The sequence below is a fragment of the Pseudonocardia sp. MH-G8 genome (genome assembly GCF_002262885.1).
Taxonomy (GTDB): Bacteria; Actinomycetota; Actinomycetes; order Mycobacteriales; family Pseudonocardiaceae; genus Pseudonocardia.
The window spans coordinates 119,357-132,861 of record NZ_NKYF01000019.1 but is presented as its reverse complement, the minus strand read 5'-3'; the positions used below and the strand labels follow the sequence as shown (position 1 = coordinate 132,861).

Genomic DNA, 13,505 nt, shown 5'->3' with positions numbered 1-13,505 from the left:
CGAGCGTCATTCGAGAAGTGAATGCCGGTATCCACCGCCGCCCGGTTGCCGGCGGCGGCGGTCACGGGGCCGGGTGGCCGGGATCCGGGTGGGTCGGGTCGACCCACGGCACGTGCTCGGGGTCCGCCACGCCCTCGATGTCGAGGTTCACGACGATCGGCTCCTGGCCGCTGCGGGTGAGCACGCACTCGAGCGGCTCGTCGTCGAGGGCGTTGATCTCCTGGTGCGGCACGAACGGCGGCACGAAGATGAACCCGCCCGGCCCGGCCTCGGCCGTGAACTCCAGCCGCTCGCCCCACCGCATCCGCGCCCGGCCGCGCACCACGTAGATCACGCTCTCCAGCTCGCCGTGGTGGTGGGCGCCGGTGCGCGCACCGGGGTGGATCGTCACCGTGCCCGCCCACAACCGCTGGGCACCGGTGCGGGCCGCCGTGATCGCGGCCGCGCGGTGCATCCCGGGCGTCTGAGGGGTGTTCGCGTCCAGCGCGTCGCCCGGGACGACGCGCACCCCGTCGCTGCGCCACTCGCCGCTCATGCCGCGCTCGCCAGCGTGAGCGCCATCCGCTCGTCGGCGTCGGTCCAGCTGTGCACGACGGCGAACCCCGCCTCGGCGAGCATCGCGCGCACCCCGGGCAGACGAAACTTGGACGACACTTCCGTGCACATCTGCTCCCCCGCGGTGAACGCGACGGTGAGCTCCAGCTCGGCGAGGGTGACCGTCATCGGCCGCTGCGCCACCAGCCTCATCTCGATCCACTCGTGGTGGGCGTCCCAGCGGGCCCGGTGGGCGAACGCGTCGACGTCGAAGTCGGCCCGCAGCTCGCGGTTGAGCACGTGCAGCACGTTGCGGTTGAACTCGGCGGTGACACCGGCCGCGTCGTCGTAGGCGGGGACGAGGACGGCCGGGTCCGTGACGAGGCCGGTGCCCAGCAGGAACTGCTCGCCCGGACGCAGCGCCGCCCGCAGCGCGCCCAGGAACTCCGCGCGCTGTGCCGGCAGCAGGTTGCCGATCGTGCCGCCCAGGAACGCGACCATCCGCCGCCCGTGGGGCGGGAGCCGGTCCAGGTGAGCGGTGAAGTCGCCGACCACGCCGTGCAACTCCACGTCGGGGTACTCGACGGCCAGCGCCGACATCGCCTCGCGCAGCGCGGGCTCGCTCACGTCCTGGGGCACGTAGCGGCGCAGCGTGCCCGCCCGCCCGAACGCGTCGAGCAGCAACCGGGTCTTCGCCGAGGACCCCGAGCCCAGCTCGACGAGCGTGTCGGCGCCCGAGGCGGCGGCGATCGCGTCGGCGCTGCCCTCCAGCAGCGCCCGCTCCGTGCGCGTGGGGTAGTACTCGGGCAGCGCGGTGATCTGTTCGAACAGCGCGCTCCCCCGGGCGTCGTAGAACCACTTGGGCGGCAGGTGCTTCGGCACCGCGGTGAGGCCGGCGCGGGCGTCGGCGCGCAGCGCGGACTCCGCGTCGGCGTCGGTGAGGTGGATGTCCAGCAACGGGACGGTCATCGGGCTCCCTCGTAGAGCGGCAACGGGGTCGTGCGGCAGTGGCCGGGGCCGGCGACCACCACGTGGTGGTCGGGCACCGCGGTCCACGCCGGTGAAGGGTCGAGCGGTTCGGACGCGACCAGCGCGCTCCCCTCGTCGATGTGCACGCACAAGGCGTGGTCGAAGGTCGTGGCCCAGATGGTGGCGCCGTCGGTGAGCAGCAGGTTCAGCCGCGAGCCGGGCGCCGCGGCGGCGACTTCCACCACCACCGCCGCGAGCGCGTCGGCCGGATCCGCGCCGGCACGCAGCCGGTGGCGGACCAGCGCCCACAGCAGCGCGGCGTCGGTGGGGGCGTCGAGCGTGATCAGGTCGGCGACGGGCAGCGCGGCGGCCAGCGGCGCGACGCTCTGCGGCCAGCCGCGCACCACGCCGTTGTGGCTGAACAGCCACGGCCCCTCGGCGAACGGCGCCGCGGCCGTGTCGGTGATCGGCATGCCGACCGTGGCAGACCGGACGGCGGCCAGCACTGCGGACGAGTGCGTGGCGCCGGCCAGCGCGGCGAACGACGCGTCGGACCAGATCGGCTGCGCGCTGCGGTAGCGCGCAGCCGGGCCGCCGGGCTGCGGGTACCAGCCCGCCCCGAAGCCGTCGGCGTTGATCGTGCCCCCGCCGCGCATGTCGGCGGGGGCGTAGGACTGGTGGCGCAACGAGTGCGGCGCCCGGAGCACCGGCGCCGCGAGCGGCACCGGCGGCCCGACGTAGGCCAGGTGACGGCACACGCGCTTACGCCGCCGCTTCCTCGGGCCGGGGGTCGCGCGCGCACCGGAAGCCGGCGAAGATCTGCCGGCGGATGGGGTGGTCCCAGTTGCGGAACGTGCCGCGGACGGCCGCGGGAGCCGTGCCGAACGAGCCGCCGCGCAGCACCCGGTAGTCGCCGCCGAAGAACACCTGCGAGTACTCCGGGTACGGGAACACCTCGAAGCCCGGGTAGGGGTGCCAGCCCGAGCTCGTCCACTCCCAGACGTCGCCGATCAGCTGCTGCACGCCCAGCGGCGACGCCCCGCGCGGGAAGGCACCCGCGGCTGCGGGCTGCAGGTGCTGCTGGCCGAGGTTGGCGTGCGCGGAGGCGGGCTCCTCGTCGCCCCAGGGGTAGCGCCGCGACCGGCCGGTGGCCGGGTCGTGGCGCGCGGCCTTCTCCCACTCCGCCTCGGTGGGCAGCCGCTTGCCCGCCCAGCGCGCGTACGCCTGCGCCTCGTGGAAGCAGACGTGCACCACCGGTTCGTCGGCCACGATCGGCTCCTCCCGGCCGAACCGGCGGCGGTACCAGGTGCCGGAGCCGTCGCGCCGCCAGAACTGCGGCGCCTCCAGGTCCTCCGCGACCCGGTGCGCCCAACCCGGCGCGCTCCACCACCGCGGGTCGTCGTAGCCACCCGCGTCGGCGAACGCGGCGTACTCGCCGTTGGTGACCGCGGCGGTGTCGATCACGAACGCCGGCACGTGCACGACGTGCGCGGGCCGCTCGTTGTCCAGCGCCCACGCCTCGGTGGAGGTGCCCATCGTGAACGGGCCGCCCGGGACGAGCACCTCGCGGGCCGCCGGGGCCCTCCCGGCGGGAGGAGGCGGTGCGTGCAGCACGGGCGCACCGGCACGCAGCTGGTGGGTGGCGAGCATGCTCTCGTCGTGCTGCTGCTCGTGCTGCACGATCATGCCGAAGGCGAAGCCGTGCTCGACGAGCCTGCGCCCGCGCAGCGGGCTGTGCTCCAGCGCGTCGAGCGCCTTGTCCCGGACCTGTGCCACGTACGCGCGGGCCTCGGACGGGGTGAGCAGCGGCAGCTCGACGCGGCTGGCGCGCGAGTGCTGGAAGGCGTCGTAGAGCCCGTCGATCTCCGGGCGCAGCGGCTCGCGGCCGCCGACGTCGCGGACCAGCCAGAGCTCCTCCTGGCTGCCGATGTGCGCCAGGTCCCACACCAGCGGCGACATCAGCGGCGAGTGCTGGGCGATCAGGTCGGCCTCGTCGACCGCGTCGGTGAGGGCGGTGCTGCGCGCCCGGGACTGCGCGAGCAGCGCGGCCACCCTGGCGCGCAGCTCCTCGCTGCTCCCGTGGTCCGGATCGGTGCCGGGGGCGGTGGGGGTCGTGCTCGTCATGAGATCGCTCCCTCCGGGAGTTCCGGGTCGTCGGCGGGGCACCGCCCGCGGAGCACCTGCTGCTCGGTCATGGCGGTGAGGTCGTCGGCCACCCACTGCGGGGCGCCGACGGCCGGCAGCCGGCCGATGGCCAGCTCGAAGACGGTGGCGGCCGCGCGGGCGAGCACGCGGTCCGACAGGCCGTGGCGCGCGGCGGAGATCCACCGCCCGCCGGCGGGCTCGCAGGCCTCACGGGCACGCTCGATCGTGCTGCTGTCCGACAGCAGGGCGACCAGCACCGTGACGGGCAGGGCCCAGCGGTGCCCGGGTTGGGCGTCGACGTAGCGCACCTCGAGGTGCCCGTGCGGGCGGACCGGCGGGAACAGCGTCGAGATGTGGTAGTCGAGATCCGCGGTGGTGGGCGGGGCGGGCAGTGCTCCGCGCACCCAGTCGGCGAAGGTGATGCCGGCCGGTACCGACCAGCTGCCCGCCCCGCGCACGCACAGCAGCGGGCTGTCCAGCACCCGGCGCGCCCACGTGGCCGCCGGGTCGTCGCTCGCCGCGGGTGGTGCCGTGCGGAACGGGTCGGCGTGCTGCCAGCTGGCCCAGCGCGAGGACTTCCAGCCGGTGCGCCTGCCGTGCAGCGTGGGTGAATTGGCGAAGGCCGCCAGCAACACCGGGCCGAGCGCGTGCAGCACGGCCCAGCGCTGCGCGACCTCGTGCGCCTCCCCCGCGTCGAGGCAGACCTGGACGGCGGCGGTGGAGCACATCGCGCTCCGTCCGTGCGGGCCGCGCCGGTCGAAGGACTCCTCCATCGCCGCGTAGCGGGGGTGCTGGAGGATCCGGCGGGGCGGGCGGAGCGCGTCGGTGGCCCGGTGGCCGGGACGCAGCTCGGCGGCGGCGAGGAGCGCGTGCAGGGCGGCCGCGTCGTCGCGGGTGGCCTGCAGCAGGGACGCGAGGTCGGGCAGCGGTGGGCTGGCGAGCTCCACCTGCCCTCCGGGCTCCACGGTGACAGCGGAGCCGGCGGGGAGGGGACGAGCGGGAGAGGACGGATCGAGGGTGGGAGGTGTGTGCGGCCCGAGGGCGGCGGCGAGCGTGGCGGCGTCGGGCAGCGAATGCGGCTCGGGAGGGTGCAGGAGCCACTCGAGCTCGACGCCCACCAGCTTCGGAGGACCGTGCTTGAAACAGACCGAGCCGACGTGGGCCTCGGCGTCGGCGCAGTCGCGCAGCACGGAGGGACCCGCGTCGGGGGGATCCGCGCCCACACCGTCCACCGGGGCGTCCCGACCGCCGCGCACCATCGTGACCACTGATTCATCCACCATGCGAGTGACGCTACCGCTGGGCCCCGACGATTTCCGGTGACGATTCGCGGAACGGATTCCGCCCGCCTTCGCAAGCCGTACGTACGTCTGGAGATCCGGCTATCCTCGGCCGGGTGCCTCGCGTCAGCATCGACCAGCTCGCTGCGCGGCGCCAGCAGATCCTCGACGACGCCCGGTCCTGCTTCGCCCGCCACGGCTACGAGGGCGCCACCGTCCGCAGGCTCGAGCAGTCCACCGGCCTGTCCCGAGGTGCGATCTTCCACCACTTCCGGGACAAGGAAGCACTCTTCCTCGCGCTCGCCGAGCAGGACGCGCAGCGCATGGCCGAGCTGGTGGCCGCGCAGGGGCTCGTGCAGGTCATGCGGGAGCTCGTGTCGGCCCCCGAATCCTTGGACACGAGCTGGACCGCCACGTTCCTGGAGGTGGCGCGCCGCGCGCGCACCGACCCCGGCTTCCGCGATCGCTGGCGCGCCCACGCCGAGACCCTCACCGCCGCCACCGAGCAGCGCCTCGCCCGCCAGGCCGCGGCCGGCACCCTGCGCGACGACGTCCCCGTCCCGGTGCTTGCCCGCTACCTGGAGCTGGTGCTGGAAGGCCTGGTGTCCCAGCTCGCCATGGGCCTACCGGCCGACGACCTCGCCGGCGGCCTCGACGTGGTCCTCGACGTGGTGGAGGGCGCGGTCCGCAAGCGCTGACACCACAGAGCGCCGCAGTACGACCCGCCCACGCGCAGGACCGGCTTCAACGCACCTTGGAGCCAGAATGCTGTTCGAAGGGGCCTTCAGGCGCACGCCTCAGCCGACCAGGTGCTCCTCTCTGTGGCGGGCGGTGCACCCCGGGATCCCGCACTCGACGCCGTCGACCGGTTCGGGTGCGAACTGCGTGCGGTGCAGCTGCGCGTAGCGCCCGTCGCGCGCGAGCAGCTGCTCGTGCGTGCCGCGCTCGACGATCCGGCCGTGCTCCAGCACCGCGATCTGGTCCGCGGCGCGCACTGTGGACAGGCGGTGGGCGATGACGATCGCCGTGCGCCCCTGCAGCGCCTCGGCCAGTGCCTCCTGCACCGCGGCCTCGGACTCGGAGTCGAGGTGGGCGGTGGCCTCGTCGAGGATCACGACGCGCGGCCGGGCCAGCAGCAGTCGCGCGATCGTCAGCCGCTGGCGCTCGCCGCCCGAGAGCCGGTAGCCGCGCTCCCCCACCACCGTGTCCAGGCCGTCGGGCAGCGCGTCGAACAGCTCCCCGAGCCGGGCGCGGCGCAGCGCCTCGACGATCTCGGGGTCGCTCGCCTCCGGTGCCGCGTAGCGCAGGTTCGCGCGGATCGTGTCGTGGAACAGGTGCCCGTCCTGCGTGACCACGCCGACCGCCCCGCGCAGCGACGCGGCCGTCAGCCGTCGCACGTCGATCCCCGAGAGCTCCACCGCGCCGGCGTCGACGTCGTAGAGCCGCGGGACGAGCGAGGCCAGCGTCGACTTCCCGGCCCCGGACGAGCCGACCAGGGCGACCAGCTGCCCCGCGCCGACGTCGAGGTCGACGCCGTGCAGCACCTCCTCGCCGCCGCGGGTGTCGAGCACCGCAACTTCCTCCAGGGAGGCCAGCGACACGCGGTCCGCGCTCGGGTAGCCGAACCGGACGTCGCGCAGCCGCACGTCGACGGGGCCGTCCGGCAGGTCCACCGCGTCCGGGGCCTGCGTGATCATCGGCTCCAGGTCGAGCACCTCGAAGACCCGCTCGAACGAGACCAGCGCGGTCATCACGTCGACGCGGGCGTTGGCCAGCGCCGTCATCGGCGTGTAGAGCCGGGTGAGCAGGAGCGCGAGGGTGACGACGGTGCCCGGCTCGATCCGGCCGGTGACGGCCAGCCAGCCGCCGAGGCCGTAGACCAGCGCCTGGGCCAACGCGGAGACCAGCGAGAGCGCCGTGACGAAGACGCGGGAGACCATCGCGGTGCGCACACCGATGTCGCGGACGCGCTCGGCGCGCTCGCCGAAGTCCTGCGCCTCCTCTTCGGGCCTTCCGAAGAGCTTCACCAGCGTGGCGCCGGGCGCGGAGAACCGCTCGGTCATCTGGTTGCCCATGCCGGCGTTCAGGTCCGCCGCCTCGCGGCGCAGCTCGGCCAGGCGCCGGCCGAAGCGGCGCGCGGGCAGCACGAAGATCGGCAGCAGCACCAGGGCCAGCAGCGTCACCTGCCACGCGAGCGTGATCATCACGCCGAGCGCGAGCGCGAGCTGGATGCTGTTGCTCAGCACCGTGGCCAGCGTCGAGGTGATCGCCGACTGGGCGCCGATGACGTCGTTGTTGAGCCGGCTGACCAGCGCGCCGGTGCGCGTGCGCGTGAAGAAGGCCACCGGCATGCGCTGCACGTGCTCGTAGACCGCTCGGCGCAGGTCCACGATCAGACCCTCACCGATCCGGGAGGAGAACCAGCGCGACACCAGCCCGACGACGGCCTCCAGCACCGCCAGCGCCGCGATCCCCGCAGCGAGACCGACCACGGTGGCCGCGGCCGCCGACACCTCGCCGCCCGCCACGATCGCGTTGACGACGCGGCCGGCGAGCACGGGCGTGAGCACGCCGACCGTGGCCGAGACGACGGTGAGCAGCAGGAACGCCAGCAACCAGCCGCGATAGGGCTGCGCGAACGCCCAGATCCTCGGGATCGTGCCCTTCTTGATCGATTTCGGCGCCTCGGCACCGCGCACGACCCCGCGCAGCATCCCCATCGGCCGATCCATCCGCGGCCCCCTTCACTTACACCGTTGCAACCCTGCATCCAACACGCGGGCCGGCGCCTTTACTCCCGGGACCTGCTCCCGAGCCGTTGCCCGGCCGCCGCTGTGCTCGCTACGGTCGTCGGACGCGTCGACGAGGAGGCCGGACATGCCCGTGGACCCACCGGACCCGGCCGCGATCCGCGCCGTCGCCGAGCGCTACGGCCTCGGCCTCTCCGATGCCGACGTCACCTCGTTCAGCCCGTTCGTCGACGGGCTGCTGGCCTCGTGGGACGCGGTCGAGCAGCTGTACGCCGCATCGGCCCCGACCGCTCCCGAACGCGCCTGGCAGCGCCCCGACGGCGCCGACAACCCCTACGGCGCCTGGTACGTCACCACCGCGATCACCGAGGGCGGCCACGGCCCGCTCGCCGGCCGCACCGTCGCGATCAAGGACAACACCGCCGTCGCGGGCGTGCCGATGATGAACGGCTCGCTGTACCTGGAGGGCCACGTCCCGCTGCGCGACGCCACCGTCGTCTCGCGGCTGCTCGCCGCGGGCGCGACGATCGCGGGCAAGGCCGTCTGCGAGGACCTCTGCTTCTCCGGCGGCTCGCACACCTCGCGTCCCGGGCCGGTGCGCAACCCGTGGGACGAGCGCCGCTCGGCGGGCGGGTCGTCGTCGGGGAGCGCGGCACTGGTCGCGGGCGGGGTCGTCGACGTCGCCATGGGCGGCGACCAGGGCGGGTCGGTGCGCATCCCGTCGGCCTACAGCGGCACCGTCGGGCACAAGCCCACGCACGGGCTGGTGCCCTACACCGGCGCCTTCCCCATCGAGCAGACCATCGACCACCTCGGCCCGATCACCCGCACCGTGGCGGATGCGGCCCTCGTGCTGTCGGTCGTCGCCGGAGCGGACGGCCTCGACCCCCGCCAGCCCGGCGACCTGGTGCCCGACGACTACGTCGGCGCGCTCGCCCGCGGCGCGGAGGGCCTGCGGGTCGGCGTGGTGGCGGAGGGCTTCGGGCACCCGAACTCCGAGCCGCAGGTCGACGCGGCGGTGCGCGCCGGGGTCGACGTCCTGCGCGACGCCGGGCTCACCGCCGAGGAGGTCTCGATCCCCTGGCACGTCCACGGCGCGCGGATCTGGGACGTGATCGCCACCGAGGGCGCCATGGCCCAGATGGTCGACGGCAACGGCTACGGCATGAACTGGGAGGGCGCCTACGACCCGGAGGTCATGGCGCACTACGGCAGCCGGTGGCGCGCCGACGGCAGCCGGTTCTCCGAGACCGTGAAGCTCGTGCTGCTGGCCGGCCGGTACGCGGTCGACCGCCACCACGGCCGCCACTACGCGATGGCGCGCAACCTGGTGCCGCGGCTGCGCTCGGCCTACGACGAGGCCCTGGAGCGCTACGACGTGCTCGTCATGCCGACGCTGCCGCTGCGCGCCACGGTGCTGCCGCAGCCGGACGCCCCGCGCGAGGAGGTGATCCCCCGGGCCCTGGAGATGATCACCAACACGTGCGTCACCGACGTGACGGGCCACCCGGCGTGCTCGGTGCCCGCCGGCCCCGTCGACGGCCTGCCCGTCGGAATGATGATCATCGGGAAGCACTTCGCCGATGCGACGGTGCTGCGCGTGGCCCACGCCTACGAACGGGCCGTCGGCGGATTCCCGGCGCCGCCGGCTCGATCCCGCGCGACGAACGGCACCGTCGTCGGCACCTGGTGACGTGGTCACATCGGCACCAGGGCTGTGAAAGCTCGCGGCGACAGCCCTGACGTCGACCTGACCATGAAACCGGGCCGCGTTCCGGAACGCGAGCGGTCATGATCAGCGAAAGTGGTGCCGCGGCGACAAATCTGACGCCCTCACACCACTCCTGCCGATCATGACGGCGCTCAGCCCTCGCCGGCGGCGAGTGAACGGAGCCTGCGCAGTTGCGCGGCGCGCTCGGCGGCCAGCGCCGCGGCGGGATCGGCACCCTCGGCGACACCGGCGAGCAGTGCGAGGGTCTCGGTCGCCGCCTTCGGGGGCGCGACGACCAGCGAGGCCGCGAGCGCGTCGACCGCGTCGTCCAGCTCGGCGGTCGGCACGGCGCGCAGCGCGAGCCCCGTGGCCACGGCTTCCTCCGCGCCGATCCGGCGCCCGGACAGGCAGATCTCCACGGCGCGCGCGTAGCCCACGGCGTGCACGAGCGGGTAGGTGCCGCCCAGGTCGGGGACGATGCCCAGCCCCGGCTCCGCCATGCAGAACTGCACGTCGTCGGCGACCACGCGCAGGTCGCAGGACAGCGCGAGCTGGAACCCGGCGCCGATGGCGTGCCCCTGCACCGCGGCGACGGTGACCCGCCCCGGCTCACGCAGCCACGAGAAGCCCAGCTGGAAGCCCGCGATGGTGGCGTCGGCGTCGTCGTCGGGCAGTGCCGCGATCGCCGACAGACCCGGGGCACCCTCGACCTCCTGCGCGGCGAAGAACCGGCGGTCGAGCCCGGCGGAGAAGGCCCGGCCGGCACCGCGCACCACGACGACCCGGACCTGCTCGGGCAACGCCTCCCCGATCGTCCGGAACGCCTCCCACGTCGGCGGGGTCTGCGCGTTGAGCACCTCGGGACGAGCGAGCGTGATGGTCGCTCGTGGCCCGTCGACGTCGAGCGTCAGCCCGCCGCGTTGCAGGAGCTCCGGATCGACCGTCGCCGTCGTCATGACCGGCAGGCTAACCCGGAGCGGCACCGGCCCCGGGGCCGGCCGCCCCGCGGGGCTACTTCTTCGGGGCCACCTTCTTCGTGCGGGTGGCGCCACCGCGCCCGCGCAACGTCACACCCGTCTCCGAGAGCACCCGGTGCACGAACCCGTAGGACCGGCCGGTCTGCTCCGCGAGGGCGCGGATGCTGGCGCCCTTCTCGTACTTCTTCTTCAGGTCGGTGGCGAGCTTGTCGCGCTGGGTGCCCGTGATCCGGGCCCCCTTCTTGAGGTCGGCCATGACCATGATCTCCTTCGCCCACCTGCGTCGACCGCAGGCAGATCGTTTCCGGCTCCCCCCGGTGCGGCAATGATCGTCCACGGGATTACCCCGTGCCAGGAGATCCACTCGGTGATCGGTGAACGGTTCGGCCAAATGGATCACGCGTACGGGTGATCATTGACTCGTCCCGCACACCCCGATGTCACCCCGTCGCCACCTGTGAGTCACCCCAGGAGCCGAGAGCGGTGACGCGTGACCTTCCGTGCGGCTCGCCGACACGCAGGGGCACTGCCGATGTCAGCCCGATCGGGTGGCCCGACACGCCGGACGAATCGCCCGATCAGGCCAACTGCACGAGCTCGAGGTACTCGGCCGACCAGTGGTCCTCGGTGCCGTCGGGCAGGACGATCACCTTGTCCGGCGCGAGCGCCTCGACCGCACCCGGGTCGTGCGTGACGAGCACGACCGCGCCGGCGAAGTGGCGCAGCGCATCGAGCACCTGCTCCCGGCTGGCCGGGTCGAGGTTGTTCGTCGGCTCGTCGAGCAGCAGCACGTTGGCGGCGCTGGAGACGAGCCCGGCGAGCGCGAGCCGGGTGCGTTCGCCGCCGGACAGGGTGCCCGCGAGCTGTGACAGCTGATCGCCCGAGAACATGAACGCGCCCAGCAGTGTGCGCAGCTTCTGCTCGGGGGTGTCCGGCGAGGCGTGGCGCACGTTCTCCCAGACCGTGGCCGCCATGTCGAGCGTGTCGTGCTCCTGGGCGAAGTAGCCGGTGCGCAGCCCGTGGCCGGGCAGGACCTCGCCCGCGTCAGGCTTCTCGGTGCCGGCGAGCAGGCGCAGCAGCGTGGTCTTGCCGGCGCCGTTGAGTCCCAGCACCACGACCTTGGCGCCGCGGTCGACCGCGAGGTCGACGCCGGTGAAGACCTCGAGCGAGCCGAACGCCTTCGACAGCCCCTCGGCCGTGAGCGGGGTGCGGCCACACGGCGCCGGGTCCGGGAAGCGGATCCGCGCGACGCGGTCGGCCTGCTGCTCCGGCTCGAGCGCGGCCAACATCTGGTCGGCGCGGCGGGCCATGTTCTTGGCCGCCACCGCCTTCGTGGCCTTCGCGCCCATCTTCGCGGCCTGGGTGTGCAGGACCGCGGCCTTCTTCTCGGCGTTGGCGCGCTCGCGGCGGCGGCGCTTCTCGTCGGTGGCCCGCGCTTCCTGGTAGCGGCGCCAGTCCATGTTGTAGATGTCGGCCTCGCCGCGCGTGGCGTCGAGGAACCACACCTTGTTGACGACGTCGGCCAACAGGTCCGTGTCGTGGCTGATCACGACGAGCCCGCCCTCGTGCGACGACAGGAACGAGCGCAGCCAGGTGATCGAGTCGGCGTCCAGGTGGTTGGTGGGCTCGTCGAGCAGCAGCGTGGTGGCGCTCTGCGACCCGCCGTCGGACGCGGCGAACAGGATGCGGGCCAGCTCCACGCGACGGCGCTGCCCACCGGAGAGCGTGGCGATCGACTGGGTGAGCACGCGCTCGGGCAGCCCGAGGTGCGTGCAGATGCGCGCGGCCTCGCTCTCGGCCGCGTAGCCGCCGAGGGCGGAGAACCGCTCCTCGAGCCGGCCGTACTCGCGCACCGCCTTCGCGTTCTCGTCGCCGTCGACGAGCTCGGCCATCGCCGTCTGCGCCTTCTCCATCTTGCGCAGCAGCACGTCGAGCCCGCGCGCGGACAGCACGCGATCGTTGGCCGTGACGGACAGGTCGCCCTCGCGCGGGTCCTGCGGCAGGTAGCCCACGGGCCCGGTGGCGCTGATCGCGCCGCCGTAGGGCTCGCCCTCACCCGCGAGCACACGCATCGAGGTGGTCTTGCCGGCGCCGTTGCGCCCGACGAGACCGATGCGGTCGCCGGCCTGCACCCGCAGGGTGGCGCCGGACAGCAGGATCCGGGAACCGGCACGCAGTTCAAGGTCGGTAGCGGTGATCACGAGAAGAACTCCAGGACGTCCGAACGATCGACAGGGGCGGCACACAGCCGCCGCGCTACTCGATCCGGACCACGATCACGGGTTCCAGACTACCGACCGGCGCGAGTGGATTCCGACAGTAGGGTCCGGACATGACCGACATCACCGCCGCCCACCCCCAGGATCTCACCGGCCGCGCCGCCCTCGTCACCGGCGCGAGCCGGGGCATCGGCTTCGCCATCGCCGCGCAGCTGCTGGCCAGGGGTGCCTCGGTCACGATCACCGCCCGCAAGCCGGACGAGCTCGCCGCTGCGGCCGAGCGGCTCGCGGCCGCCGCCGACGCGGACCGGGTGCTGGCGCTGCCCGGCAACGCCGGCTCCGCCGACGCGCGCGAGGAAGCGGTCACCCGCACCGTCGAGCGGTTCGGCAATCTCGCGATCCTGGTGAACAACACCGGGATCAACCCCACCTACGGCGCGCTCATGGACGCCGACCTCGATGCCGTCCGCAAGACCTTCGACACGAACGTCGTCGCCGCGCTGGGGTTCGTGCAGCTCGCCCACAAGGCCTGGATGGGCGAGCACGGCGGCGCGGTGGTCAACATCGCGTCCGTGGCCGGCATCCGGTCGTCGGGCGTGATCCCCGCCTACGGCGCGTCCAAGGCGGCGCTCATCCGGCTCACCGAGGAGCTGGCGTGGCAGCTCGGGCCCTCGATCCGCGTCAACGCCGTGGCCCCCGCGATCGTCAAGACCACGTTCGCCACGGCCCTGTACGCCGAGGGCGAGGAGAAGGTGAGCGCCGCCTACCCGATGAAGCGGCTCGGGACCCCGGAGGACGTGGCCGGCCTGGTCGCGTTCCTCGTCTCCGACGCGGCGTCCTGGATCACCGGCGAGACCGTGCGCGTGGACGGCGGGATCCTGGCCACGGGGTCGCTGGGCTCGGCCTGACAGGTCCCTGAC

The 13,505-nt window shown here is 73.8% G+C and carries 12 protein-coding genes; 3 read left to right on the top strand and 9 right to left on the bottom strand.

Annotated elements, in window-relative coordinates; translation table 11 throughout:
* Positions 1-61 precede the first annotated feature (61 nt).
* Genes CFP66_RS31930 through egtA form a run of 5 tightly spaced genes read right to left on the bottom strand, consistent with a single transcriptional unit; the run spans position 62 to position 4,931 of the window.
* Positions 62-535, bottom strand: a complete 474-nt coding sequence (locus CFP66_RS31930; protein WP_094928937.1) for a cupin domain-containing protein — start codon at positions 533-535, stop codon at positions 62-64.
* Complete coding sequence (gene egtD, locus CFP66_RS31925; protein ID WP_094928936.1) at positions 532-1,503, bottom strand: L-histidine N(alpha)-methyltransferase; 972 nt, start codon at positions 1,501-1,503, stop codon at positions 532-534. The genes CFP66_RS31930 and egtD overlap by 4 nt, the downstream gene beginning before the upstream one ends.
* Positions 1,500-2,261: an ergothioneine biosynthesis protein EgtC gene (gene egtC / locus CFP66_RS31920; protein ID WP_094928935.1), complete on the bottom strand. Its 762-nt coding sequence runs from the start codon at positions 2,259-2,261 to the stop codon at positions 1,500-1,502. The genes egtD and egtC overlap by 4 nt, the downstream gene beginning before the upstream one ends.
* 4 nt (positions 2,262-2,265) lie before the next feature.
* Positions 2,266-3,627: an ergothioneine biosynthesis protein EgtB gene (gene egtB, locus CFP66_RS31915; protein ID WP_094928934.1), complete on the bottom strand. Its 1,362-nt coding sequence runs from the start codon at positions 3,625-3,627 to the stop codon at positions 2,266-2,268.
* Entirely contained in the window at positions 3,624-4,931 is a 1,308-nt protein-coding gene (gene egtA, locus CFP66_RS31910; RefSeq protein ID WP_233159887.1) for an ergothioneine biosynthesis glutamate--cysteine ligase EgtA, read from the bottom strand. Before egtA ends, egtB begins: the two co-directional genes overlap by 4 nt.
* A 113-nt stretch (positions 4,932-5,044) precedes the next feature.
* On the opposite strand from egtA, the gene CFP66_RS31905 reads away from it, so the two are divergent.
* The gene (locus tag CFP66_RS31905; protein WP_094928933.1) at positions 5,045-5,626 is read left to right on the top strand and encodes a TetR/AcrR family transcriptional regulator; all 582 of its coding nucleotides are present in this window, start codon (positions 5,045-5,047) and stop codon (positions 5,624-5,626) included.
* Between the two features lie 99 nt (positions 5,627-5,725).
* Here the strand turns inward: CFP66_RS31905 and CFP66_RS31900 are convergent, their stop codons facing one another.
* Positions 5,726-7,660, bottom strand: coding sequence for an ABC transporter ATP-binding protein (locus tag CFP66_RS31900; protein WP_094928932.1), 1,935 nt, complete (start codon positions 7,658-7,660; stop codon positions 5,726-5,728).
* A 145-nt stretch (positions 7,661-7,805) separates the two neighbouring features.
* Between CFP66_RS31900 and CFP66_RS31895 the strand changes: the two genes are divergently transcribed.
* On the top strand, positions 7,806-9,371 hold the full coding sequence (locus tag CFP66_RS31895) for an amidase (protein ID WP_094928931.1): 1,566 nt from the start codon (positions 7,806-7,808) through the stop codon (positions 9,369-9,371).
* 170 nt (positions 9,372-9,541) lie between these two features.
* On the opposite strand, the gene CFP66_RS31890 is transcribed toward CFP66_RS31895, so the two are convergent.
* The 3 genes from CFP66_RS31890 to CFP66_RS31880 form a co-directional block, all read right to left on the bottom strand.
* On the bottom strand, positions 9,542-10,345 hold the full coding sequence (locus CFP66_RS31890; protein ID WP_094928930.1) for an enoyl-CoA hydratase/isomerase family protein: 804 nt from the start codon (positions 10,343-10,345) through the stop codon (positions 9,542-9,544).
* A gap of 55 nt (positions 10,346-10,400) precedes the next feature.
* The gene (locus tag CFP66_RS31885; RefSeq protein ID WP_094928992.1) at positions 10,401-10,622 is read right to left on the bottom strand and encodes a helix-turn-helix domain-containing protein; all 222 of its coding nucleotides are present in this window, start codon (positions 10,620-10,622) and stop codon (positions 10,401-10,403) included.
* A 322-nt stretch (positions 10,623-10,944) separates the two neighbouring features.
* Positions 10,945-12,567 (bottom strand): ABC-F family ATP-binding cassette domain-containing protein, encoded by a 1,623-nt coding sequence (locus CFP66_RS31880; RefSeq protein ID WP_094928929.1) that lies wholly within the window; start codon positions 12,565-12,567, stop codon positions 10,945-10,947.
* A gap of 131 nt (positions 12,568-12,698) precedes the next feature.
* Between CFP66_RS31880 and CFP66_RS31875 the strand changes: the two genes are divergently transcribed.
* Positions 12,699-13,493 carry an SDR family oxidoreductase gene (locus CFP66_RS31875; RefSeq protein WP_094928928.1) on the top strand — a complete coding sequence of 265 codons (795 nt, stop codon included), beginning with the start codon at positions 12,699-12,701 and terminating at the stop codon, positions 13,491-13,493.
* The last annotated feature ends 12 nt before the right edge of the window (positions 13,494-13,505 follow it).